Genomic DNA, 25542 nt, shown 5'->3' with positions numbered 1-25542 from the left:
ATGGGTTTTTATATTAAACAGATTATAAAAATGATGGCACAGCATGTGCTGTTTCCAATCTATTATTTTATTTGCTGCAGAAAACCTGTGAGAAAGGGGCTTGTTGTGTTTGCGGATGAACACAAGACCGCATGCCCGCCGTCGATGCAGCGGTTGCATGATGCACTGCTTTTTCAGGAAGGATTGACGGTAGAGGATGATTTCTTCGATCTGCAAGCAATGTCTGCGCAGGAAGGTATGCGGCGGATGCTTGCGTTTATGAAGCTTTATGCACAAGCGGAGTTTGTTATTCTGCAAGATAATTTTCTTCCGGTTTCTTCGTGCCGCAAACGAAAAGAAACAAAGGTGATCCAGCTTTGGCATGGATGTGGTGCGTTTAAACGGTTTGGCTATGATGCAAAAGATGATATCCCGCGGTTTTATAAAGGCAATGTCTATAAAAACTATGATCTGGTCACGGTGAGCAGCCCGTACTGCCGTCCTTTTTTTACATCAGCGATGCGTATTAAGTATCCGAAGACGGTGAGGGCATATGGAAGCAGTTATACCGATTGCTATTTTGATGAGGCTTATCGAAAAACAATGCAGGAGAAGTTCGAAACGATCTATGGCGCAAAGAACGGACGAACTGTGATTGTGTGGGCACCGACTTTCCGCGGAAATGCAGGACAACAAAATCAAAAAGAGCGGGCAATCGGGGAGGCATGGATTGATGAACTTGCGAAAAAACCGGATTATCTGGTGATAAAAAGCCTGCATCCGCATATGATGAAACGGGGAGAGAAACAGCCGCTTACGACAGGCGAACTGCTTTTTTCGGCGGATTTACTTATCACGGATTACTCATCTGTTTTATTTGAATATTTATTGCTTGACAGACCGATGTTGTTTTTCGCACCGGATTTAAAAACATATGGGGCGGACCGGGGCTGGTATCTGTCCTATGAGGATATGCCGGGTGTGATTGTGACAGAGGGAGAGAGACTCACAACTGCGGTTGCGCAAGCCTTGCAGGCGGATGCGTATGCTGAGAAACGATACGCGTTCCGGGAGCAGTATATGAGCCGTTGTGACGGAAATGTAACGAAACGATTGATTCGATATATTTTACATGAGGAGACAAAGAGAGCTAATGTTGAAAAGCCTATTTAAAAAATTCAAAAAGACGATTGTATTTAAGACGATTCAGAAGACGATTCCGTACCGGGCATTGAGGAAGGTGTACCGTGTGTGCAGAAAACAGATTCGCAGGATGTACCGTTACGAGATGTTACGGAAGCATTACCCGAAACTTTATAATAAATATGCGGCAAGACCGGTCAATGAAAAAAAGGTTGTATTTATAGAGGTGCGGGAGAGCAAAATCAGTGACAGCTTTTCATTGATGTATAAAAAAGTACAGGAGGAACATAAATATGAGATCCATACACATTTCCTGCGCAGTGGATTTTCAAAGCGTAAAGATTACCGGCATGCCTGTGAGGCAATGATCACAGATATCGCGGATGCAAAATATATCTTTTTAAATGAATCTTCTGACGTAATTGCGGCACTTCCGATGCGTAAGGAGACGATTGTCACACAGCTGTGGCATGGCTGCGGCGCTTTTAAGAAGTTCGGAATGAGCACCGCAGAACTGATCTTTGGTGATGACAAAAAAACATTGGAGAAGTATCCGTATCATGGAAATTATACCTATGTAACCGTCAGTTCTCCGGAGGTTGTCTGGGCGTATGAAGAGGCAATGTCGCTACAGAATAAAAAGGGCGTGGTTGTGCCAACAGGGATTTCACGTTCGGATATCTTCTATGATGAAGATGCAAAAAAGGCAGCACAGGAAAAGCTGCTTTCCGTAGTACCGCAGGCAAAGGGGAAGAAAGTGATTTTATATGCACCGACATTCCGTGGAAGAGTGGCACGTGCAAAGACACCGAATGCGCTGGATATAGCTGCATTTGGAGATGCACTTGGTAAGGATTATATACTTTTATTTAAGCTGCATCCGTTTGTAAAGAAGCGGACTGCGATTCCGGAAGGTTACGAGAATTTTGCGTTTGATCTGACGGATGATATGAGTATAGAGGAATTATTGTTTGTGGCAGATATTTGTATCTCGGATTATTCATCGCTTGTATTTGAATATTCGCTCTTTGAAAAGCCGATGATCTTCTTTGCCTTTGATTTGGATAACTATTATGATTGGCGTGGATTCTATTATGATTATAAGGATTTTGTTCCGGGACCGATTTATACGACGACAGAGGAAATGATTGATTATATCCGGCATGTGGATGAGCGGTTTGATAAGAAACAGGTGCAGGAATTCCGTCAAAAATTTATGAGTGCCTGTGACGGACATGCAACGGAACGGATTATGAAGATGATGTTTGGAGAGTAAGCATGGTATCAGTTATTATTCCGGTATACAATGCAAAAAAATATGTTTGTGAAGCCCTTGCGTCTGTGGTGAAACAGTCATATGTGCAGGAAGTGATTGTGATTGATGACGGTTCGACCGATGGCTCCATGGAAGTAGTGCAGGCGTGGCTGGATGCACATGAGGCACAGACAGAGAAAATCAGATTTTGCCTGCTGTATAATGCGCATAATATGGGAGTCGCGGAGTCGAGAAATCGTGGTGTAAAGGAAGCGGAAGGAATATATGTTGCATTTTTGGATGCCGATGATCGGTTTGCACCCGGAAAACTGAAAAAACAGGTAGAACTGCTGGAACGGACCGGTGCATGTCTGTGTAACACTGCACGCGTGCTGATGCAGGCGGATGGAACGTTGACACAGAATATTATGCACACACCGGAAAAAATTACACTTGCCGATCTGGAGCAGACGAATTACATCAACTGTTCTTCTGTAGTTGTGCGCAGAGATATCATGCAGAAGTATCCGATGAAACACAGTGAGGTGCATGAGGATTATCTGACATGGCTGCGGATGCTGCGGGATTATGCATATGCAGTAGGTATAGATGAACCATTGCTTGAGTATCGGTTATCGGAAAATGGAAAATCGAGAAATAAACTGAAATCCGCACGGATGACATATAGGACATATCGGCTGGCCGGATACTCTGTCTGGAAATCCTGCAGAATGTTTGCGCATTATACGGTTATGGGTTTAAAAAAATATGCGAAACGTTAAAAATTCACGGTATTTTCAAATTGTTCGCAGAATCAAAGATTGATTTTGAAAGCAAGATGCGATATGATAAGAAAGAACGGCTTTGCCGAATAAAGTGTGAGAGGTATGGACATGGTTGACGAGAAGAAAACCATCCTTATGACGAAGCTTGCGATATTTGAGAAACATGAAAAGAACAAAAGCCTGGTTGTAAGTAAATATTATAGAAGTGACTATGTGCGTTATAACGTGTTAAAAACATGGGTCGCTGTGACCGTTTTATACTGGAGTCTGATTGCCGGCTATATATTTATGGCATTTGACAGCATATTGGAGAAGCTGAATGATTTAGATTATTTCGGAATCGTATATAAGATGCTGGGCGGTTATGTGGCTGTTTGTGCAATCTATTTTGTATTTGCATTTATTTTGTATAATTACCGGTATCGGAAAGCGAAAGATGGATTGGTACAGTATAATGTGAACCTGAAAGAACTGATCCATGCGGATGATCCACCGGAGATGAAGGAACATATGGTGGATGAAAGAAAGCGTACGACGGACAATGTTTCTGCAGCCAGAAACAGTCATACAGAACAGGCAAGACGTGCCAGTGTCAGTCGTTCGGATATGGTTAAAAGACAGCTTCAGGAACAGCAGGAGCGCAAGAATCAGGAGATTATTGAGAACGTAAAACGTAGGAATGAGCGCATCTCTGCCAGACAACAGGAAGAACAGCGCAAACAGCAGGAGATGGAAGAGGAGCGACGCCGAATTCGTGCGCACAGGGAGCGGTTAGAACAGGAACAGCTTCAGAAAATCCGTCAGGAACAGCAGCAACGTATGCATCGGGAAGATCATGTCTATAATACGAAAAACGGTGCAGGAAGGGGAGAGAACGAATGACTGGAATAATAACAATAAAAAATGCCATACGTGATTTTTTGAGAAAATATGATGAGGTAACGACTCCGATTGTGCGGTTCATTTTCTCCTTCATTATGTTTTCCTGCATCAACTCTTTGTTTGGATATAGTGAATTTTTACATAGAGGTGTTATTACATTTCTGCTGTCTGTGATCAGCGCGCTCGTAACCGGCCCGGTCACTGTTTTTCTGGCAGGTGTGGTTATTACAGTACATTGCTTTTCGGTGTCGGTTGATGTGGGTGTGTTATGCCTGCTGTTGTTTGTTGTTATGTACTGTTCTTACATGAGGATGTTCCAGAATACGGGATATGTGTTAGCACTTGTGCCGATTCTGTATATGATGAAGATTCCGTTTGCAGCACCGGTACTGGTAGCTATTTTGGCGGGCTTTTCCGGTGCCGTTCCGGCGTCCTTTGGTGTTGTGGTATATTATTTTGCGCAGTATGTAAAGGAGGCAAATGCGACATTAAAGCTTGGTGAAGACGCAGATTTTCAAGCGTATTCGTATGTAGTCAATAATCTTATGAAAGATAAGGAGATGCTGCTTGCAATTATTGCATTTGCAATTGTGGTTATGGTGACATCTCTGCTTCATAATCTGCATTATGACTATGCATGGTATGTTGCAATCGGTGTCGGAAGTATTTTCACGATTCTTGTGTTCATGATATGTGGCATGATGGTAAATGTGAATGTGCCGGCAGGAAGTTTGATTTTGGGAGCAATTCTTGGCTGTGTGATAAGTTTTGTCGTGCAGGTATGCAAGAGTGTTGTGGATTACTCCAAAAAAGAATCCGTACAATTTGAGGATGACGATTACTATTACTATGTAAAAGCAATTCCGAAATTTGAGACAGCAAATAAAAAGAATGTTAAGACGATAACAGAAGATGAAGTTGTTGAGCAGGTAAGAAAACCGCGTCCGCAGCAGGGGGATGGTCAGGCGAGACAGCCGCGTCCACAGCAGGGGAACGGCCAGGCGAGACAGCCACGTCCGCAGCAGGGGAACGGTCAAGCGAGACAGCCGCGTCCGCAGCAGGGGGATGGTCAGGCGAGACGACCACGTCCACAGCAGGGAAATGGACAGGTAAGACAGCAGCGCCCGCAGCAGAGTCGAAATAATGGACAATAATAGAATAGACTAGTGATGGTTAAGGGGTGTTAGTTTGAAGAAGTTACTCACAGCATTAAGTGTATATTTTGACTGGTTTTACATACCGAGAATCCATGTGACGGATATTATCGAGATTATTATTTTGTCGTATGTAATTTACCATGTTATGCTCTGGTTTAAAAAGACGCGTGCATGGACCTTATTCAAAGGAATTGTTGTGTTGTTTATCTTTGTAGGACTGGCATCTCTTTTTCGTTTGAATACGATTTTATGGATATTCCGTAATACAATCAGCGTTGGTATTATCGCAGTGATAATTTTGTTTCAGCCGGAGCTGCGACGCGCACTCGAAGAATTGGGTCGAAAGAAGATTTTCTCGGATGTGCTTACAAGAGATGATAAGAATCTGCATTTAGAACGTGTTAATAACCACACGATTGATGAACTGGTTGCTGCAGCTATTGATATGGGAAAGGTAAAGACGGGGGCATTGATTGTCATTGAGCAGGATGTCGCACTTGGCGAGTATGAGAATACCGGTATTCTGGTGGACGCAGCGCTGACACGACAGCTTCTGATCAATATTTTTGAGCATAATACACCGTTGCATGATGGAGCGGTGATTATACGGGATAATCGTGTTCTGGCAGCGACATGTTACCTGCCGTTGACAGACCGTATTGATTTAAATAAGGCACTTGGAACCAGACATCGTGCTGCGGTGGGTATCAGTGAAGTGTCAGACAGTATGACAATTGTCGTATCTGAGGAGACAGGAGAGATATCCGTTGCATATGGTGGAACCCTATACCGGAATCTGGATGCGATAGAACTTCGGAAGAAGTTGACCTCCTTACAGCCGGTAGTTCCGGAGCACAGACGTGCAAGACTGCGGAAGGGGGGCAAAAAGAATGAAAAAAAATAAAGAGGAACTCGGACATATCGGATACAAGATTCTGGCTGTTTTGCTTGCGGTTGTTGCATGGCTTGCAGTTGCGAATATCTCCGATTATCAAACCACAAGAGAGATATCGGGAATTCCTGTGACCCAGATCAATGGTGATGTATTGGACGAACTGGATCAGGTGTATGATGTGGCAAGCGGAGATACGGTTGATATTATTGTCAAAGGAAGACGTTCGATTGTCGGTGCGCTTGGAAGAGAAGATTTCACTGCGATTGCAGATTTGTCGACCATGTCAATTACAAATTCCGTGACGATTTCTGTGGAAGCAAAGAGCAATTCTGTGAAGGATGAAATCAGTATTACTTGCGTTGATAATACGATGAAACTTAATTTGGAAGATAAAGTTACCCAGCAATTCCCGGTTAAGGTTGTTACAAGTGGAACGACGAAGGCGGGATATGCGGTAAGCTCAACTGCTTCAACACCGAATATCGTCAAGGTAGAAGGACCAAAGAGTGCCGTAGAGAAGATAACGGAGATTAGAGCCAATGTGGATGTGACTTCCAGAAATGAAAGCTTTGAAGCGCAGGCAGAACTTAAAATCTACGATGCATACGGTGAGGAAATCAAGAATGATAAACTACATATTGATGTTTCAGAAGCGAAGGTGGCAGTAGAGATTTATGCAACAAAAGAGATACCGGTTACTGTTACGCTGCGCGGCACTCCGGATGATGCATATGGCGTAGAGAATGTGTTATATCAGCCGCAGATGGTTGAGGTGGTTGGACCAAAGGATGATCTGGAGAAGGTAGAGACACTTGAGATTGATGATATTTCTGTAAGTGGAATGACAGCAGATTATCAAACGGATGTAGACGTTCGTGATTATCTGCCGGATGGAGTTTCCGTGGTTGGAATTCCGCCGGAGATTACAGTCAATATCTCAATTACAAAGCTGGAAGAGAAAAAGCTGAACGTGAAGGAAGAGAATTTTAAGTTAGATAAACAGTCACCTGATTACACATATAAAATCACGCTGAACAATTTTTCGATTACGGCCGCTGGATTTTCAGATGTGATTGATAAATTGAAGTTGGAGGATATTGTGCCGACAATCGACTGCTCCAATCTTCCGGTAGGAAATCACTCCAACGTAAAGGTAACTCTCAAGGAGATTGATGGTATAAATTATGAGATTAGTGGTACTGTGAATGTCGATGTATCAAATGCCGATGAATAACACAGAGTATAAGAGCGTGAATCACTTGGCTGTACATGGTATTATAGAAAGAAGTGAGAGAAGATGGACGATAAAATAGCGGTATTGAAACAGGCGGTCGAAAATAGCAATTCAATCGTATTCTTTGGTGGTGCCGGAGTGTCAACAGAAAGTGGAATTCCGGACTTTAGAAGCACGGATGGTTTGTATAACCAGAAATACAAATATCCGCCAGAGACAATCGTCAGTCATAGTTTTTATATGCAGCACACAGAGGAATTCTATGAGTTTTACAAGGATAAAATGTTGTTTCCACAGGCGCAGCCAAATGCCGCGCATAAAAAATTAGCTGAATTAGAACAGGCAGGAAAGTTAAAGGCTGTAATTACACAGAATATCGATGGATTGCATCAAGAGGCGGGCAGTAAGGAAGTGTTGGAACTGCATGGTTCGGTACACAGGAATTACTGTACAAAATGTAAGAAATTTTTCCCGCTTTCGTATATTGTGGAAGCTGATGGAATCCCGACGTGTGACGAATGTGGTGCAATCATCAAACCGGATGTTGTCCTGTATGAGGAAGGGCTCGATCAGAGCGTATTGACGCGTTCCGTCAACCATATTGCGCAGGCAGATATGCTGATTATCGGAGGTACATCGCTGGCGGTGTATCCGGCAGCAGGGCTGATTGATTATTTCCATGGAAAATATCTTGTTGTCATCAATATGGCATCGACGCCGCGTGACTCCTATGCAGATATTGTTATCAATGGTAAAATCGGCGAGGTATTATCGCAGATTGATGTTTGATGCAGGCCTTGACATAATAAATTGTTGGTGCTAAAGTACAATTGTGTTAAAAGTAAATAAATATTTACTCGGGGCGGGGTGCGATTCCCCACCGGCGGTATAGCCCGCGCGCAGTGATGCATGATTTGGTGAGATTCCAAAGCCGACAGTATAGTCTGGATGAGAGAGTAAGGATAAGAAATGCAGGAGAAAATGGCAGAGTGTTTATAACACTATGAAAGCCATTTGATTTGAATGCGGATAGAATTTTGAAGCCCCGGTACATAGTGATATGTGACCGGGGTTTTAATTTTTTAGGGGATAACCGGCCAAACATATGTTGATGCAAGGCCTGCCTGCAATTGTTGCGATCTGCATTAATCCGTGAATAGAACGAAGAAGGTGATAAAGTGGCATACAAACAGGAATATATGGAGCTTGCAATCGAGCTTGCAAAAAAAGGAACCGGTGCAGTTAATCCGAATCCGCTTGTCGGTGCGGTGATTGTGAAGGATGACCGGATTATCGGACAGGGATATCATGCGAGATATGGTGATCTGCATGCAGAACGTGCGGCGTTTGCAAGTCTTACCGAGGATGCGGTCGGGGCTGAAATGTATGTAACATTGGAACCATGCTGCCACTATGGCAAACAACCGCCTTGTACCCAGGCAATTGTGGAACACGGAATTAAGAAGGTATATGTCGGTAGTGATGATCCAAACGACAAGGTGGCAGGAAAAGGCATTACGTTCCTGCGGGAGCATGGTGTTGCGGTAGAGACCGGCGTGATGAAGGATGCGTGTGATGCAATCAATCCGGTATTCTTCCATTATATAACAACGAAACTGCCATATGTGGTTATGAAATACGCGATGTCGATGGACGGCAAGATTGCGGCGTATACCGGAAAAAGTCAATGGATCACCGGGGAAGCGGCGAGACAGCATGTGCAGGTGACACGGAACTGGCTCAAAGGAATTATGGTTGGATGTAACACTGTCTTGCAGGATGACCCGGCTTTGACCTGCCGGATCGAAGGAGGCAGAAATCCAATCCGGATTGTGTGTGACAGTCATCTGCGAATCCCGCTTGATTGTCAGTTGGTACGGACTGCAGAGAATGTTCCAACGATCGTGGCAACACTCGATGGCGCATCTGACAAGGCAAAAGAATTGAAGCAGGCAAATGTGCAGATACTACAATGTAAAGAAAAAGATGGACGCATTGATCTGTATGATCTGATGGTGAAGCTTGGCGCACAGGATATCGACGGCATTTTGTTAGAGGGCGGTGGTACGTTAAATGAGCAGGCGCTTGCACAGGATATCGTGCAGGAGGTGCAGGTGTATATCGCACCGAAAATCATAGGAGGTGCGGAAGCAAAAACACCGGTGGAAGGCAAGGGCGTACCGGATCCAAATGGTGCGTACCGATTTGCATTTGACCGGATGGAGCGGATAGGAGATGACATCTTACTTCAATATCGAAAGGAGAAGCGGGAAATATGTTTACAGGAATCATAGAAGAAGTTGGAACGCTTCTGGCTGCGAGAAAGGCATCGAAATCGGAAAGCCTTACAATCGAGGCACCATATGTCCTGCAGGATGCGAAGGTTGGAGACAGTATCGCGGTCAATGGCATCTGTCTGACGGCAACATCCATTTCGGGAAATACATTTACCGCGGATGTCATGGCGGAGACGATGCGGCGGACATCGCTTGGCACGCTGCATACGGGAAGTAAAGTCAATCTGGAACGAGCGATGGCGGCAGGCGGACGCTTTGGCGGACATATCGTATCCGGGCATATCGATGGCACCGGAACAATCGTGAACATGGAGCGGGAAGAAAATGCAGTCTGGGTAACGATCGAGACAACACCGCAGATCATGAAATATATTATTGAGAAAGGTTCAATTGCGATTGACGGTATCAGCCTGACAGTTGCGACAGTCAGTACCGACCGGTTTCAGGTATCCATCATTCCGCACACCGGACAGGAGACGACATTGCTCACAAAGAAGCCGGGCGATATCGTGAATCTGGAAAATGATGTAGTCGGGAAATATGTGGAGCATTTACTTAACTTCAAAGAACCGGAGAATAAGAAACAAAGCTCGAAAGTCGATATTGGATTTCTTGCAGAGCATGGATTCTTATAGGGAAAGATAGCGGTAATTACACATAATAGAGTTATGAACATACAATGATTAACAATTCATATACAGGAGGAACAATATGGAATTAAACAGCATTGAAGAGGTTGTGGAAGATCTCAAAAAAGGAAAATGCGTCGTAATCATGGATGATGAAAACCGTGAGAATGAGGGCGATGTCATCTGTGCTGCAGAATTTGCAACAACAGAGAATGTGAACTTTATGGCGAGTTATGCCAAAGGACTGATCTGTATGCCGATGGCACCGGAATATACGGACAAGCTGCATCTGCCACAGATGTGTATTACAAATACAGATAATCACTGTACTGCATTTTCAGTATCGGTCGATCATGTAAGTACGACAACCGGAATCTCGGCCTATGAGAGAGGCATTACAGCACGTAAGTTTGTAGAGGATGATGCGAAGCCGGAGGATTTCCGCAGACCGGGACATATGTTTCCGCTTGAGGCAAGACCGGGCGGCGTGATTGAGCGGCAGGGACATACTGAAGCTACGGTTGATCTGATGAAGATTGCAGGCTTAAAACCGGTCGGCCTTTGTTGTGAGATCATGCGCGATGATGGCATGATGGCTAGACGCGATGACTTAGAACAGTTTGCAAAACAGCATGATCTCAAGATTTCTACGGTGGAGAAGCTGATTCGGTACCGTAAGGAACATGAAGTATTTGTCGAGTGTGTGGCAAAGGCGAAGATGCCGACACGGTACGGTGAGTTCATGATTTATGGCTATGTAAATAAATTAAACGGCGAGCACCATGTTGCACTCGTAAAGGGCGATATCACAGATGGCGAGCCGGTACTCTGCCGTGTGCATTCGGAATGCCTGACCGGAGACGCGCTTGGCTCTGCACGCTGCGATTGCGGTCAGCAGTATGATGCGGCTATGAAACAGATTGCCAAAGAGGGCAGAGGTGTGCTTCTCTACCTGCGTCAGGAGGGTCGAGGAATCGGACTGATTAACAAAATCCGTGCATACCAGCTGCAGGATCAGGGACTTGACACGGTGGAGGCTAACCTGAAGCTTGGATTCCCGGAAGATGCCAGAGACTACACAATCGGTACACAGATTCTCGTGGACCTTGGTGTACACAAGATGCGCCTGCTCACGAACAATCCACTGAAGGTATATGGACTTTCCGGTTACAACCTGGAGATTGTGGAGCGCGTGCCAATCATTATGGAACCGGGTAAATATGACGAATTCTATCTGCGTACCAAGCAGGAGAAAATGGGTCATATCTTAAACTATAAATAAAAGAATAAGGAGAGAAAGAAAATGAACAAATTAGAAGGAAAATTAGTCGCAGATGGTGCAAAAATCGGAATCGTGGCAGCAAGATTTAATGAATTTATCGTATCTAAATTAGTTGGTGGTGCGATGGATGGTCTGATCCGTCATGATGTGAAGGAAGAAGATGTCACGGTGGCATGGGTACCGGGTGCATTTGAAATTCCGGTTGTTGCAAAGAAGATGGCGAAGTCTGGAAAGTACGATGCGGTAATCTGCCTTGGTGCTGTTATTCGCGGAGCAACGAGCCACTATGATTATGTATGTAACGAAGTATCGAAGGGGGTAGCTTCCGTATCATTAGAGACAGAGATTCCGGTATTGTTCGGAGTTGTTACAACGGAGAATATTGAGCAGGCAATCGAGCGTGCAGGAACAAAGGCAGGAAACAAGGGATATGATTGCGCTCTGTCAGCAATTGAGATGATCAATCTGATGAAGCAGATTTAATCCGTACACATTACAATAGAGGATAGAAGTTTAGTTAAGAATAGGGATAGACGGATATGAAAAAGGAACGTTGTATGTTGTTTTTTGATATTGATGGGACACTGATCACAACTGATGGTAAACGGACATTTCCGGAAAGTGCGAAGCGTGCATTGCGTGCGGCACGGGAACGCGGACATCTGGTATATATTAATACGGGACGTGTTATGGCGAACGTGGATGAGTTTATAAGAGATGTTGGCTTTGATGGATATGTTTGCGGATGTGGAACATATATTATTTCGGAAGGCAGGGAATTGCTGCATAACCGGGTATCACAGGAGCGTTGCAGGGAGATTGCATATAAGTGTCGTGACTGCCGTATGATGGCAATTTTTGAGCATACAGAACATACCGCATATGATCCTGTGCTGGAAGCAGAAGATGAGGAATACCGGGAGATATTAAGCTATTTTAAATCTATGGAAAGAAATGTGATATCAGATATCGAAGATCCGGATTTCTGTTTTGACAAGTTTGCCTGCTGGTATGAAGAAGGAAATCCGAAATTACAGGAATTTATCGACTATATGTCACAGGATTTCACATGTATACAGAGAGAAGGAAATTTTCTTGAAGTTGTGCCGCACGGATTTTCAAAAGCGACCGGAATTCAGTTTCTGATGCAGAAATACGATATCCCACTCGAGCGGATTTATGCGTTTGGGGATAGTAATAACGACCTGGATATGTTACGATATGTACAAAATAGCATAGCGATGGGAGTCTGCACAGAAGAGGTAGCTGCCGTGTCTATGTATCGCACAGATACAGTGGAACAGGATGGAATCGAGAAGGCTATGCAGCATTTTGGAATAATCGAGTAAGTTATGAATGAACGTCGTTTTAGACAACTGAATATTTTGACGATAATTGCCGTATCCGTTGGTGTTTTGTTGATGCTGTTCTTCAGTTTTGCTGCATCCGGTGGCGGAAGTGGAAAGATATCTTTTCGTACGCCTAAAAAGATGGATGATACATGGGTGGTCTATCAGGAAGGCACTTCCGAAGAACAGATTGTTGATCTGCCAACAAAGCTGAAAACCGGAAAATCAGAGATAGTTACGATCACACACCGTATTCCCGAAGATGCAGGGGAAGGCAGTGCTGTATATTTTTATACAGAATTTCAGAATGTCATCGTATCTATTGATGGACAGCGTGTATATGAAAATGGTGTTTTGTCAGAGAATCCGTGGATAAAAAATGCAGTTCCGGGGTATCATGTAGTGGATATAGATGCCAATGTTGGACAGACGATAACGATACAGTTGTCATCTGCGTATAGCAGATATAGCGGAAGACTGCCTCATGTGTACTACGGTTCCCGGGGAGATATTGTATCGTGGATGATACGTAGAAACGGAATTCCGTTTGTTGTATCATTGATGGTGTTGATTCTGACTGTGTTATTGGGAATTTCCCTGTTATTTATGACAAATGAAAATATCAACAAACAGAGGGCTACGTATGGATTCGGATTTATTTTGTTTGCTGCAGCCTGGATATTCTTTGGAAATGCAATGATGCAGCTCCTCACTGGAAATCAGTTTGCAACTTATATGACAAGCCAGATTTTTCTACTGTTGATGCCGGTGTTGTATTTTATGTATCTGCGTAGTTTTGCCATGAAACGGCGGTATGCGAAGATATTTGAAATATTGATTTATGTTTATGCGGTAAATTTCCTGACAGGTATAGTATTCCAGCTGGTAGGCGTCTGTGATTTTGCAAGTTATATATTCTTTACGAAGATATTGATTTTACTGGGGCTGCTGATGTTGTGCTTTATTATGTATCTGGCTGCGGATACATATTCTGATAAAAGTATTTACAGCAATTTCTGGGCAAATGTGATTTTAACAGGGTCTTGCCTGGTTGAGTTTGTGTTGGGATTTTTCTGGTTTTATAAGAGTTATCAGGGATTGGTACTGCAAATTGGATTGTTTGTATTTGCTGTGTTGTTGATGGTATCAATCGAGAAGACAATCATTCAGGAGATGAATGCAGAGCGTGACGCAGCGTTAAGCAGTGTCGGGTATGAGAAGTCACGGGCAGTACGGACGATTAATACAGCTCTTATTTACAGGGCATTAAATACAGCAATCACGGATTTAAAGACACACGATCAGGTAAATAGCCGGTTAATCTATGATACATCCATGTTTATGCAGCATAATATGGATGCGGTATATAAAAATGGTGTGGTTGCGTTTAAAGAGGAATTATCTTATATTCGTTCATATCTAGGCATGCAGAAGCGGATTCATCCGGGTTTGGAAATTGTGATTGAAGACAAAATCACGGATTTTAAAGTACCATATAACACCATTGAGCCGCTCGTGGAAAATGCAGTGGAAGCGGTGGTGGAAACGAATCGACCGGGAAAGGTAGTCGTGCGAAGCTACGAGCGTCTGGACTGTTTTGCAATTCAGATTGTAGATAATGGAAGCGGCATTGCCCCAACAAAGAAATTTCGTGCAAAGCAGGATTATCGGATAATCCAGAAGACTTTAAAAACAATGACCGGTGCGCTGATCGAAGTGCGTACCAAACAGGATAAAGGAACCATATTGACAGTAAAGGTTCCGAAAAAGGGATATATCATAAAGGAGTAAAAAGATGACATTTTCTGAACAAATCGTATATGGATGGTTTCGTCCGGCCAGATATAAAGATATGATCGAGTTACCACGCAGACGGTTTGTGGCGTATGTGATTGTGATGATGCTGGTGCTTTCTATTGTTGATTTTGTGGTGCCATCGGCATCGATTATTTCCGGATTTGGAGGATTCGAAAAACTTTTTACTCAGAGCCTTGGTGAAGTCAATTATACGGATGGAACGTTGTCCGTATCCAATGAATTAAATATGCATATTAATGCAGCTAATTTTCTTGTGGATACTACGCAGGAGACTGTGCAAAATGATAGTTTGAATAAACAGGGGATGTTCCTGGCGGTTGGAAGTAAAACTGTACGAATCAGTATGGTGCTTGGGTCGAAGGTTACAGATTATGGCGTGTATTATCTGGCAGATTATCTTCCGGAAGGCTTTAACAATGACATGCTCGTCGCTATGATTCCTTCTATCTATGCAGTGCTGTTTTTGTCGCTGCTAGGAACAATGCTCAGTTTTTTTGTGAAATATGCAGTGATTTCGCTGATCTTCTCGATACTTGTGAATAGCATGAACCGCCAGTTCCACTTGAACCTGCGATTTGGCCAGGTGTTTGCGTTATGTTTTTATGGACAGTCCTTTGCGATGATTCTATCGAATTTTAATCAGGCAATCGGCTTTTTGCCAAGTCTGCTTGTGTCAATCATTGGAATTTTCGTGACTGTGCATATGATCACTGTGAGTGTTGCGCTGATGAAAAATGAGCGCGAAATGTAGAAATACAATAGAGGTGAGCAATTAACACAGAGAAATCGGAAAAATTAGTGTGTAATAACCATTGCTTATAAGTAGATATAAAAACCTTGTATTTTCCGAAATTGCCTTATAGCTATATAATGGAGGCATGAAAGAATTGATCGAGGTGAGAATGATGAGACAGATTTTATGTTATGGAGATTCGAATACATATGGCCTGATACCAAAGAAAAATGCACGGTATCCGTGGGGAATCCGGTGGACAAGCCGTTTAAATGAGAAGCTTGGGCTTCAACAGTATCGTGTGATTGAAGAAGGACTTTGTGGACGAACGACAGTTTTTGATGATCCGTTTCGGGATCATCGCAATGGTGCAAAATTCGTCAATGCCGTGTTGGAGACGCATGGTGCATCGGATCTTGTCATTTTGATGCTTGGAACCAATGATTGCAAGGCTGCATATAAGACGACACCGGAACTGATAGGAAAAGGCGTGGAGACAGTAATCGCGAAGATCCGAAGCTTTGCACCGGACAGTAGGATTCTTCTTGTTTCGCCGATTCATCTGGGCGAAAAGGTCTGGGAGAAATCCTATGACCCGGAGTTTTCCAGAGAATCGGTTGAGATATCGAAAGGGCTTGCCGGTGTCTATGCAGAGATTGCCAGAAATGAACATCTGTATTTCCTGGATGCATCTGATGTGGCTGCACCGAGTGAGACGGATCAGGAACATTTGAATGAGGAAGGACATGAGAAGCTTGCAGACGCAATCTATGCGAAGATTGATGATATATTCGCGGCGGTTGCATAACTTCCTTTGTAGAATGTTTGCAGATAAGACTGAAATTATAACATTGTATGTGGATAAGAAGCCGGTAAGAGAGCTAGCTGTGATAGTTCCTTACCGGCTTTTATGGTGTGAATAAGAATCGGTATTCGATGATCGAATGTTATAGCTATACAGATTACTTGTAGTTATATGTTAATTATAGATACCCATATTTCTTTTGCTGCGAGAACACGAAGAAGAGAGTCACACAAAGTGTGATTGCTTCCGCTATAATGATTGCCCCCCAGATACCGTCTATACCTAAGAAAAGAGGCAGCAGCATAACAGAGGCTAACTGGAAGACGAGTGTCCGCAGGAACGAGATCAGTGCGGAAACCAGTCCGTTGTTTAGTGCCGTAAAGAACGACGAACCGTAAATATTGAATCCATTGATCAGATAGGTAAAAGAATAGATCAGGAATCCATGCTTTGTAAGTGCAAACAGTTCCGCGTCATAGCCCACGAAGATCTTCGTCAATGGTCCGGCAATTACGTGTGCCAGCAGGACTAGTAAGATGCCCCAGAAGGCAATCAGGCTTGTGCTTTTTTTGAACATGTTCTTTAATTCATCCCGGTTTCCGGCACCGTAGTGGTAGCTGATGATTGGTGCACTGCCGACCGAATATCCAAGGAAGATTGATATGAATATGAAGTTTACATACATGATTGCACCATAGGCAGCGACACCATTTTCGCCTGCGTATTTCATAAGCTGCATGTTATAGAGCGAATTCACAAGGGACGAAGAGAGGTTTGTCATAAGTTCTGAAGAACCGTTTGTACATGTCTTCCATAAAACCGCTCCGTCGAATTTTGTCTTTCCAAGTTTCAGCAGGCTGGAATTCTTCCGTGCAAAATAGAAGATCGGGAAGAATCCACCGATGCATTCTCCGGTTACCGTAGCAATCGCGGCACCCGGCAATCCCCATTTGAATACTGCAATAAACAGATAATCTAAGATCATATTTGTCACGCCGGCAGCTATGATGACGCAAAGTCCGAGCTTTGGTTTTTCTGCGGTGACGAAGAAACTTTGGAATACGTTCTGTAGCATAAAGGCTGGCATGGATATGAAACAGATTCTTCCGTATAATACACAGTTATCTAACAACGCCCCTTCGGCATGGAGCACAGAGGCAATCGGGCGGACTAAAGCCATACCGCAAAGACTAAAGATGATACCACCGATAAACGTTACATAGACAAGGAGCGAGAAATATTCGTTTGCTTTCTTGTGCTCACCTTCACCAAGAGTTTTGGCAACGATTGCACTACCGCCGGTGCCGACCATAAAGCCGAGCGCGGACACTCCCATCATAAGCGGCATAACCAGATTGACTGCGGCAAATGCCGTTTTGCCGACAAAGTTCGATACGAACAGTCCATCAACGATACCATAGATTGATGTGAAGATCATCATGATAATGGATGGCAGGACAAAGCGCAGTAGCTTCTTATATGTAAAATGCTCTGATAATTGTATTTTCATGTTGTAATTCCTCCGTCATTGTTATAGCTTCTGGATTCCCTCGCGTAGGGCTGTGAGGTACTGCGTATGGAAATGCAGGATTGATTTGTATTCTTTTTCTGTCAGTTTCGGAAATGCTTCGTTCTCAATTTCAACCATCGGGAAAATCGTGCGCCGCACGAGCTGCAATCCCTGTTCAGTCAGATAGATGTGCATGCTCCGTCCCTTTCCGGATGCAAGTGTCAGATAATCTTTCTTCTCTAATACACGGATTGCTGAGTTTACGGTTTGTTTCGGGATAAAAGTTGTACGGCAGATGTCGGACTGCTTGCAGCCATCGCCGAGTTCGCAGATTGCATACAGGGTGTCAAACTCGCTGTTTGACAGTCCCAGTCTGGTTGCTGCATCGTGATAAATTTCATTATATTCTTTGTAGATGCGGTTGAAGATAACCAGTTTTTCACTCATATAAGGTTGTTCTTCTTTATTGTGTTCTTTCATGTTCATGAGTTCTCCTTTATGTTATGATTTAGCTGCCGGCAGGTTCCGGATATAGTTTTTGTAGTCTTGTAATTTATGAAGCGGCTGCAATATATATCACTGTAATTCGACAAAATATGTCTGATTTCGTACCTACACAAGTCCGAAATCATACTTAGTATAGTCTGATTTCGGACTTGTGTCAAGAGGAGAATGTATGTAAATTATTTGTAATTATTTAGGAAACATGGCAAGATACGTTGCTATTTTGAAGGGATTGAAGTATACTAGGGGCAAAAATGAATATACAATATATACAACGTATCAAGAAGAACAGGACAGGAGTAAAAAGATGCTGACACAATTTTCGAGAACCGAGCTTCTGCTTGGAAAAGAAGCGATGGAGAAGTTACAGAATTCTCGTGTCGCAGTATTTGGAATCGGCGGAGTGGGTGGTTATGTCTGTGAGGCACTGGCACGAAGCGGCGTTGGAGCGTTTGATCTGATCGATGATGATAAGGTGTGTTTGACAAATTTGAACCGTCAGATTATCGCAACCCATAAGACAATCGGAAAATATAAAACGGAAGTGATGAAAGAGCGGATTCTGGATATTAATCCGAAAGCAGATGTGCGGATTCATAATTGTTTCTTCCTGCCGGAAAATGCAGATGAGTTTTCATATGAAGATTACGACTACATGGTAGATGCAGTAGATACAGTGACTGCGAAGATTGCCCTTGTGATGAAAGCACAGGAGAAACATATTCCGATTATTAGCAGTATGGGTGCCGGAAACAAACTGGATGGCAGTCAGTTCCGGGTTGCAGATATCTATAAGACGAAGGTTTGTCCGCTTGCGAAGGTGATGAGGCGCGAACTAAAAAAGCGTGGCGTGAAGAAACTTAAGGTTGTGTATTCGGAGGAGCAGTCAATCCGTCCGATGGAAGATATGTCGATTAGCTGCCAGACACATTGTGTGTGTCCCCCGGGTGCGAAACATAAATGTACCGAGCGGAGAGATATTCCGGGTAGTGTTGCATTTGTTCCATCTGTGGCAGGTCTTATTATTGCAGGTGAAGTTGTGAAGGATCTGGTTAAGAATATACCTCAAAACGGAGAGGAAAAATAAATACTAATGCAGGACAAATATAGAAACTCGTGTATCGTATAATTTCATTGGTATGAATGGGATTGCACAGGAGGCAGAAACGATGACCTTAGAGAAACATGTAATTGATACAGTGAAAGAATGGCAGACGAAGATTGGCACGGATGATGCGGGCGTGCGCCTCTATTATCCGAAAGTGTCCGTGTGTGGGTATTTGAAACTTCCGGTAGAGGAGGATTCAGAGAAGATCTGCCGGGAGGCAGAGGCATATTTTGAAAAGAATGTACCGCAGCTTGGGCATGTGGAAGTAACGGAAAAAGCAGATCGTTTTTGCGTGTTTGTCAGTCCGGAGGGCTGTGATTATATTAACCGGGAGATTCCGGTTTCTGATTTTTTAGAGGGATTTCTGAAGATACTCAAGACACAGGATATGCAACAGGTACGGGCGTATTTTGAGGCATTTGCGAAAGCACACGGAACGACCGTCTGTGAAGAAGATGATGAGGAAGATCTGGGAACGGTACTCTCTTTTGCGGATAAGAATGTGGAGCCTTATCTGTACTGTGTGACAGATGATCAGTTTGGAATCACCTATCACCGATTCACAAAGGATGATTTCGATACAATTTAAAATATTATTAAACAGTAAGATTGTGGAATTTAAGAAAAAAGATACAATTTGGATACAACTATGATTTAAGATTGAAAAGGAGTTTTCCCATGAACGAACAAATGAAAGAGAGAATCAAGGAATTACAGAAAGAAAAGGATGTCGTAATCTTAGCACATTATTATGTGGATGGCGAGGTGCAGGAAATCGCAGATTATGTCGGAGATTCGTATTATCTTGCAAAGGTTGCAACTACAGTAGAACAACAGAATATTTTATTTTGTGGCGTTTCCTTTATGGGGGAGAGCGCGAAGCTTTTGAACGCGAAAAAGCATGTCTATATGGCAGATGATGGAGCGGATTGCCCGATGGCGCATATGGCGGAAGTCGAGAAGATCGAGGAAGTGCGGAAAGAATATCCGGATGTGGCGGTTGTCTGCTATGTCAATTCGACCGCAGAATTGAAAGCCCACTCGGATGTCTGTGTGACATCGTCGAATGCATTGAAGATTGTCAAGGCGCTTCCGAATAAAGATATCTATTTTATACCGGATTACAATCTGGCGCATTTTATAGCGGAACAGGTACCGGAGAAGCATTTTATCTTCAACGACGGGTTCTGCCATGTACATAAGAGTATTCACAGTGAGGATGTGAAGAAGGCGAAGGAATTACATCCGGATGCACTGGTATTGGCACACCCGGAATGTACAAGTGATACATTAGCACTTGCAGATTTTATTGGAAGTACGTCCCAGATTATTGATTATGCAACTGCATCAGACAGTAAGAAATTCCTGATCTGTACAGAAATGGGCGTGTTCTATGAACTGATGCAGAAAAATCCGGATAAGAAATTCTTCTCTGTCGGACACAGACAGTTCTGCCCGAATATGAAGAAGGTCAGTCTGGACAAGGTGCTCGAGAAGCTTGAAGATCTGAAGGATGAAGTGATTCTTCCGGAGGAGATGTGTGAACAGGCGAAAAAACCGCTTGATGAGATGCTCCGCCTGGCACAGTAGCAAATCCGTTAAACCGGCAGCAACGTGGAAACCACCGGAGAAATCCGATGGCCGTCAGATGCACGGAAACCACTGGGCGAGGAGTATGAGATGAAACGTATTTTAATTGTGGAAGATGATATGGCACTGGCACAGGAATTGCAGTATCTTCTGATCTCGAATCAGTATGATGCACAGTGTGTCGGAGAATTTAACGATGTTGCCGGACAGATCCTTGCTTCGCAGGCGGATATGGTATTGCTCGATATCAACCTTCCGGGGATAGATGGACAGAGCGTGCTGCGGGAATTGCGTAAGACATCGGATATTCCGGTTATTATGGTGACAAGTAAAAACACAGAGATGGACGAAGTAATATCAATGAGCTTCGGTGCGGATGATTTTATTGCGAAGCCATACAATCCGTCTATTCTGCTGCTTCATATCGAGGCGGTATTCAAGCGCCTTGGAAAGCTGGACACGGACAAAGGACTCACCTATAAGAATCTGACACTCGATATGGCTCGCGGCATCTTATGTGTCGGAGATAACAACGTGGAGCTTACGAAGAATGAGGCGGGGATTTTATCCTATCTGCTAAAACATCAGAATACGATTGTGACGCGGGATGAGCTGATCAGCTATCTGTGGGATTCGGAAGCATTTGTGGATGATAACACGCTGACGGTGAATATGAACCGTGTGCGGAAAAAACTCTCCGATCTTGGTGTGGCGGATGCAATCCGGACAAAACGTGGACAGGGGTATATTTTGGAATGACAGTTCGAGGTTATCTAAAAGACAGAATCGGCTTTGTTGCTGCGGTGGTATGTATCATGGTAGTATTCAAGCTGTTAGGGTTTGCCTGCAAAGCACGGATGGATTTTATCTGGGTGATGGAGGGAATTATTTTTGTAACGTCACTGTGTGCCTTCGGTGCGGATTACCGGAAGCGGAGCCATTTCTACCGGGAGCTGCAGGGAATCCTTGACGGTCTGGATCAGAAATATCTGATCACAGAGATGATGGTACAACCGGATTTCGAGGAAGGCAAAATCTGGATGGATGTTCTGTATGACACCGGGAAGTCCATGCGGGATAAGTTAAATGACACCGAGGATTCCCTACGGGATTTCAAGGAATATTTAGAACTTTGGATCCACGAGATCAAGATTCCGATTGCGGCATTAAATCTCATGAATTATAATGGCAGTCAGGATCTGAAGAAACAGAAGGCGCAGCTTGCCCGTATCAACGGATTTGTTGAGCAGATTCTATTTTATGCACGTGCAGATGCAGCAGAGAAGGATTATCTGCTCACCGCGTGCAATCTGGATGCTGCCATCAATCAGGTGTTACAGCAGCAGAAGGATCTGCTGATCGGGAATAAAATACGAATTGAGAAAAACGATACAAACCATTCCGTTGTCACGGATTCCAAGTGGCTTGCATTTATGCTTGGTCAGATCGTGAACAACAGTATCAAATACCGGGATCCTGGAAAGCAATCGTGTATTTCTTTTGCGGCAGAGGATATGGCAGATAAGACGGTTCTTAGAATCCGTGATAATGGCATCGGTATAGCACAACAGGATATCGACCGGGTGTTTGACAAGACCTTTACCGGGGAGAACGGACGGCGTGGAAATGCTTCTACCGGAATGGGTTTGTATATATGTAAACAGCTTTGCAATAAGCTTGGACATTCGATTGCGATTACGTCCGTGTATGGGGAGTATACCGAGGTGGAGATTGTCTTTGGCAAAGAGACATTCCTGACGAGAGAGTAGTTTGTAATCTTACAAAAATGTAAGAGAGTTGTCATAAACTACGATGGATAGAACGCATGGGAGAATGTATGATACAGGCAGGACAGATGCCTGGGACTCAAATATGGAAGAAAGACACAGTCAGATACTGTGGCGAGGATTTGGAACATGGCTTATCATGAATCCGTGTATTTTTTAGTATTTTTGCCGGTGGTTCTCATCGGTTATCAGCTTGCACCAAAGCGGGTTCGTTTTGGCGTGTTGCTCTTTTTTAGTTATTGTTTCTATTTTTTGTTCAGCCACAGATTGATTCTATTTTTGGCTGGAGCAACCGGAATCACTTACATAGTTGGAAGACTGGCTGCTACCGGTGAGAAAAAACGCAGAAAAGCGATACTGACAATAGGGGTCTGGCTGCTTCTTGGTATGCTGCTGGTGATGAAATACAGCGGATTTTTTGCAGAGAATCTGAATTTGCTTTTTGGAGCGGCACAGTCGTCGTTGCGTCTTCCGGTGCGGCGTTTCCTGCTGCCGCTTGGTATCTCATTTTACACGCTTTCTGCAATCGGTTACATGGCAGATGTCTACTGGAAGAAGATTGAACCGGAGCGAAACATTGCGAAGCTTGCACTCTTCTTAAGCTTCTTCCCAATCATCATGGAAGGACCAATCTGTATGTACAGTGATACAGCAGATGCACTCACGAAGGGGGAAGATATCCGGAGTGAAAATCTCGTCCGGGGCTATATGCGGATTGGCTGGGGACTCATCAAGAAGGTTGTGATTGCAGACCGTCTGTATGTTGCGGTGCAGACGTTGTTTGACGGGTATGCGTCTTATCACGGAGTGATGATCGTGGTCGCGGCAGTATCCTATACTGTCCAGCTTTATATGGAGTTTTCCGGTTGTATGGATATCGTGATCGGAAGTGCGGAATGCTTTGGCGTGACATTGCCGGAGAATTTTGCACAGCCGTTCGTATCGAAGAATGCATCGGAATTCTGGCGTAGATGGCATATTTCACTTGGCAGATGGTTCAAGACATATATTTTCTATCCGGTTTCCATGTCGAAGCTCACCAGGAAATGGAACCGCTTTGCAAAGAAGCATACGAGTAAATATGTGAAGCTGATGGTTGCTTCCGCAATCGCGTTATTCCCTGTGTGGGTGTGCAACGGACTCTGGCATGGTGCGAACTGGAGTTACCTTTTCTACGGCATGTATTATTTCGTTGTAATCATGATTGAACTGATGTTGGAACCGGCGATGAAGAAGCTTGGCGAAGCATGGAAGATTACCGAAGCTACGACATGGTGGAATGTACTTCGAATTTTGAAAACATGGGTAATCATTTTCACCGGAGAACTGTTTTTCCGGGCGGATACACTGAGCATCGGAATGAATATGTTTGCATCGCTGTTCCGTGATTTTGAGATACACAGGCTCTGGGACGGAACCTTGCTTTCCCTTGGACTTGGCAGAGTGGAGATGGGAATTGTTCTTGCGTCTTTGCTGCTCGTTGGTGTGGTAAACCATTTCCGTGAGCCCCAGGTGGATGTGCGTGGCGTAATCTTACAGAAACGGCTGCCGGTTCGCTGGCTCGTATATCTTGCACTCATCTTTGTCGTGCTTATATTCGGTGCGTACGGACCGGGATATCAGGAGGTGGATCTGATCTATGCAGGCTTCTAAAGATATGGATATACAAAAGAAAGATATTTCGGAAAATACGGATCCTGAAAGAAAAAAATCCGGGACACATAAGATATGGTTTCGGGCAGCCGCATTTGCAATGGTGGTTTTGCTGCTTCTTGTAGCAGCCGGGAAGCTGTGCGATCCGATCCGACTTGGTTTACAGGATTCGGTTTCCGAGCGGGAACGGTATCTGCTGCATCTGCTGTCCGAACCGGAAGATATGGTCGATGTGGCAATCCTTGGTGACAGCGAGAGCTATACGTTACTGTCCACATATCAGTTATGGAAGGATGAGGGGATTGCGTCTTATATCGGCGGACAGTCCGGACAATGGATCGGGGAAAGTTATTTCTCGCTTAAGAAGATTTTGAAACGGCAGTCCCCGAAGGTGGTAATCTTAGAGACAAATGAGTTTTTCTCCCGAGGAGATGCAAGTGTGATACGGGATGCGGCAAAATCCGCGCAGGAGCTTGCGCAGCAGATGTTCCCAATCTTCAAATACCATCGGTTCTGGAAGATGGAACCTGCCGATCCGAAACTGCAGACAACGATTTTCAATGGATTTGAGTTGCGGGTAGCCGTGGCACCATATACCGGCGGCGCCTACATGCATGCGACGGCTGAGAAAACACCGGTGACATTCATCACGCGGTATTATCTGGAGGCAATCAAAGACCTGTGCGATACGCATGGATCGAAGATGCTTTTGGTGACGGCACCATCTCCGGTCAATCATACGATGCAACGGCACAATGCGGTGCAGGAACTCGCGGATAAACTGGGGGTTCCATATCTTGATCTGAATCTGAATACCGAAGAACTCGGAATAGACTGGAACTTAGATACGCTCGATGGCGGAGATCATATTAATTATAATGGATGCCGGAAGGTAACGGTGTATCTGCAGCAGTATCTGCAGGCGCATTATACTTTGCCGGATCGTCGGAAAGATGCCCGGTATGAGGCATGGAACAAGCGGGTGTCAGAGTTAGAAAAACTCATTCCGCAAACTTAAACAAATCTTAAATGATTGCTTGGTTTTATCTTAATATTTAAGTTGCTATACTAATATACAGAACAAGAAAATGCAGCAGACACGCAGATGGAAGTATATATACGATGTGTAAAAATTTATCGGAGTATT

The 25542-nt window shown here is 44.0% G+C and carries 25 protein-coding genes and 1 riboswitch; of the genes, 23 read left to right on the top strand and 2 right to left on the bottom strand.

Annotated features, from left to right (window positions below; all coding sequences use genetic code 11):
- From KP625_RS06385 to KP625_RS06310, 16 genes are all read left to right on the top strand, one after another.
- Positions 1-1152, top strand: a complete 1152-nt coding sequence (locus KP625_RS06385) for a CDP-glycerol glycerophosphotransferase family protein (RefSeq protein ID WP_238299821.1) — start codon at positions 1-3, stop codon at positions 1150-1152.
- Positions 1133-2398 (top strand): CDP-glycerol glycerophosphotransferase family protein, encoded by a 1266-nt coding sequence (locus KP625_RS06380; protein ID WP_238299820.1) that lies wholly within the window; start codon positions 1133-1135, stop codon positions 2396-2398. The genes KP625_RS06385 and KP625_RS06380 overlap by 20 nt, the downstream gene beginning before the upstream one ends.
- Before the next feature lie 2 nt (positions 2399-2400).
- Positions 2401-3159, top strand: a complete 759-nt coding sequence (locus tag KP625_RS06375) for a glycosyltransferase family 2 protein (RefSeq protein ID WP_238299819.1) — start codon at positions 2401-2403, stop codon at positions 3157-3159.
- Between the two features lie 105 nt (positions 3160-3264).
- Complete coding sequence (locus KP625_RS06370) at positions 3265-4044, top strand: hypothetical protein (protein WP_238299818.1); 780 nt, start codon at positions 3265-3267, stop codon at positions 4042-4044.
- Positions 4041-5198 carry a proline-rich domain-containing protein gene (locus KP625_RS06365; protein WP_238299817.1) on the top strand — a complete coding sequence of 386 codons (1158 nt, stop codon included), beginning with the start codon at positions 4041-4043 and terminating at the stop codon, positions 5196-5198. The genes KP625_RS06370 and KP625_RS06365 overlap by 4 nt, the downstream gene beginning before the upstream one ends.
- A 34-nt stretch (positions 5199-5232) precedes the next feature.
- Positions 5233-6105, top strand: coding sequence for a diadenylate cyclase CdaA (gene cdaA / locus KP625_RS06360; protein WP_177969234.1), 873 nt, complete (start codon positions 5233-5235; stop codon positions 6103-6105).
- On the top strand, positions 6092-7330 hold the full coding sequence (locus KP625_RS06355; protein ID WP_238299816.1) for a CdaR family protein: 1239 nt from the start codon (positions 6092-6094) through the stop codon (positions 7328-7330). Before cdaA ends, KP625_RS06355 begins: the two co-directional genes overlap by 14 nt.
- Before the next feature lie 63 nt (positions 7331-7393).
- Entirely contained in the window at positions 7394-8119 is a 726-nt protein-coding gene (locus KP625_RS06350; protein ID WP_238299815.1) for an NAD-dependent protein deacylase, read from the top strand.
- A gap of 60 nt (positions 8120-8179) precedes the next feature.
- Positions 8180-8294, top strand: a riboswitch (FMN riboswitch).
- A gap of 235 nt (positions 8295-8529) precedes the next feature.
- The gene (gene ribD / locus KP625_RS06345) at positions 8530-9624 is read left to right on the top strand and encodes a bifunctional diaminohydroxyphosphoribosylaminopyrimidine deaminase/5-amino-6-(5-phosphoribosylamino)uracil reductase RibD (RefSeq protein ID WP_238299915.1); all 1095 of its coding nucleotides are present in this window, start codon (positions 8530-8532) and stop codon (positions 9622-9624) included.
- A complete protein-coding gene (ribE, locus tag KP625_RS06340; RefSeq protein WP_238299814.1) occupies positions 9606-10262 on the top strand; it encodes a riboflavin synthase in 657 nt (218 codons plus the stop codon). The genes ribD and ribE overlap by 19 nt, the downstream gene beginning before the upstream one ends.
- A gap of 76 nt (positions 10263-10338) precedes the next feature.
- Positions 10339-11538 (top strand): bifunctional 3,4-dihydroxy-2-butanone-4-phosphate synthase/GTP cyclohydrolase II, encoded by a 1200-nt coding sequence (locus KP625_RS06335; RefSeq protein WP_238299813.1) that lies wholly within the window; start codon positions 10339-10341, stop codon positions 11536-11538.
- 21 nt (positions 11539-11559) lie between these two features.
- Positions 11560-12021, top strand: coding sequence for a 6,7-dimethyl-8-ribityllumazine synthase (gene ribH / locus KP625_RS06330; protein WP_021985734.1), 462 nt, complete (start codon positions 11560-11562; stop codon positions 12019-12021).
- Positions 12022-12077: 56 nt separating this feature from the next.
- A complete protein-coding gene (locus KP625_RS06325) occupies positions 12078-12887 on the top strand; it encodes a Cof-type HAD-IIB family hydrolase (protein WP_238299812.1) in 810 nt (269 codons plus the stop codon).
- Between the two features lie 3 nt (positions 12888-12890).
- Positions 12891-14678, top strand: coding sequence for a sensor histidine kinase (locus tag KP625_RS06320; RefSeq protein WP_238299811.1), 1788 nt, complete (start codon positions 12891-12893; stop codon positions 14676-14678).
- A gap of 4 nt (positions 14679-14682) precedes the next feature.
- Positions 14683-15456, top strand: a complete 774-nt coding sequence (locus KP625_RS06315) for a DUF1189 family protein (protein WP_238299810.1) — start codon at positions 14683-14685, stop codon at positions 15454-15456.
- A gap of 127 nt (positions 15457-15583) precedes the next feature.
- A complete protein-coding gene (locus KP625_RS06310) occupies positions 15584-16246 on the top strand; it encodes a GDSL-type esterase/lipase family protein (protein ID WP_370641429.1) in 663 nt (220 codons plus the stop codon).
- 175 nt (positions 16247-16421) lie between these two features.
- Here KP625_RS06310 and KP625_RS06305 read toward each other — a convergent pair whose 3' ends face one another.
- Together KP625_RS06305 and KP625_RS06300 are read right to left on the bottom strand one after the other, a co-directional pair.
- On the bottom strand, positions 16422-17753 hold the full coding sequence (locus tag KP625_RS06305) for an MATE family efflux transporter (RefSeq protein ID WP_238299809.1): 1332 nt from the start codon (positions 17751-17753) through the stop codon (positions 16422-16424).
- Positions 17754-17774: 21 nt separating this feature from the next.
- Positions 17775-18233 carry a MarR family winged helix-turn-helix transcriptional regulator gene (locus tag KP625_RS06300; protein ID WP_177969896.1) on the bottom strand — a complete coding sequence of 153 codons (459 nt, stop codon included), beginning with the start codon at positions 18231-18233 and terminating at the stop codon, positions 17775-17777.
- A 331-nt stretch (positions 18234-18564) separates the two neighbouring features.
- On the opposite strand from KP625_RS06300, the gene KP625_RS06295 reads away from it, so the two are divergent.
- The 7 genes from KP625_RS06295 to KP625_RS06265 all read left to right on the top strand — a co-directional run bounded on the left by KP625_RS06295 (position 18565) and on the right by KP625_RS06265 (position 25413).
- The gene (locus tag KP625_RS06295; protein ID WP_238299808.1) at positions 18565-19344 is read left to right on the top strand and encodes a tRNA threonylcarbamoyladenosine dehydratase; all 780 of its coding nucleotides are present in this window, start codon (positions 18565-18567) and stop codon (positions 19342-19344) included.
- Between the two features lie 82 nt (positions 19345-19426).
- Positions 19427-19954, top strand: a complete 528-nt coding sequence (locus tag KP625_RS06290) for a DUF3877 family protein (protein WP_238299807.1) — start codon at positions 19427-19429, stop codon at positions 19952-19954.
- 89 nt (positions 19955-20043) lie between these two features.
- Positions 20044-20955: a quinolinate synthase NadA gene (nadA, locus tag KP625_RS06285; RefSeq protein WP_238299806.1), complete on the top strand. Its 912-nt coding sequence runs from the start codon at positions 20044-20046 to the stop codon at positions 20953-20955.
- A 90-nt stretch (positions 20956-21045) separates the two neighbouring features.
- On the top strand, positions 21046-21714 hold the full coding sequence (locus KP625_RS06280; protein ID WP_238299805.1) for a response regulator transcription factor: 669 nt from the start codon (positions 21046-21048) through the stop codon (positions 21712-21714).
- Positions 21711-22724, top strand: coding sequence for a sensor histidine kinase (locus tag KP625_RS06275; protein WP_238299804.1), 1014 nt, complete (start codon positions 21711-21713; stop codon positions 22722-22724). The genes KP625_RS06280 and KP625_RS06275 overlap by 4 nt, the downstream gene beginning before the upstream one ends.
- 147 nt (positions 22725-22871) lie before the next feature.
- The gene (locus KP625_RS06270; protein ID WP_238299803.1) at positions 22872-24395 is read left to right on the top strand and encodes an MBOAT family O-acyltransferase; all 1524 of its coding nucleotides are present in this window, start codon (positions 22872-22874) and stop codon (positions 24393-24395) included.
- The gene (locus KP625_RS06265) at positions 24382-25413 is read left to right on the top strand and encodes an SGNH/GDSL hydrolase family protein (protein WP_238299802.1); all 1032 of its coding nucleotides are present in this window, start codon (positions 24382-24384) and stop codon (positions 25411-25413) included. The genes KP625_RS06270 and KP625_RS06265 overlap by 14 nt, the downstream gene beginning before the upstream one ends.
- Positions 25414-25542: the final 129 nt, after the last annotated feature.

This window comes from Eubacterium sp. MSJ-33 (assembly GCF_022174665.1).
Taxonomy (GTDB): Bacteria; Bacillota; Clostridia; order Lachnospirales; family Lachnospiraceae; genus Coprococcus_C.
This window is presented reverse-complemented; position numbering and strand designations above follow the sequence as displayed.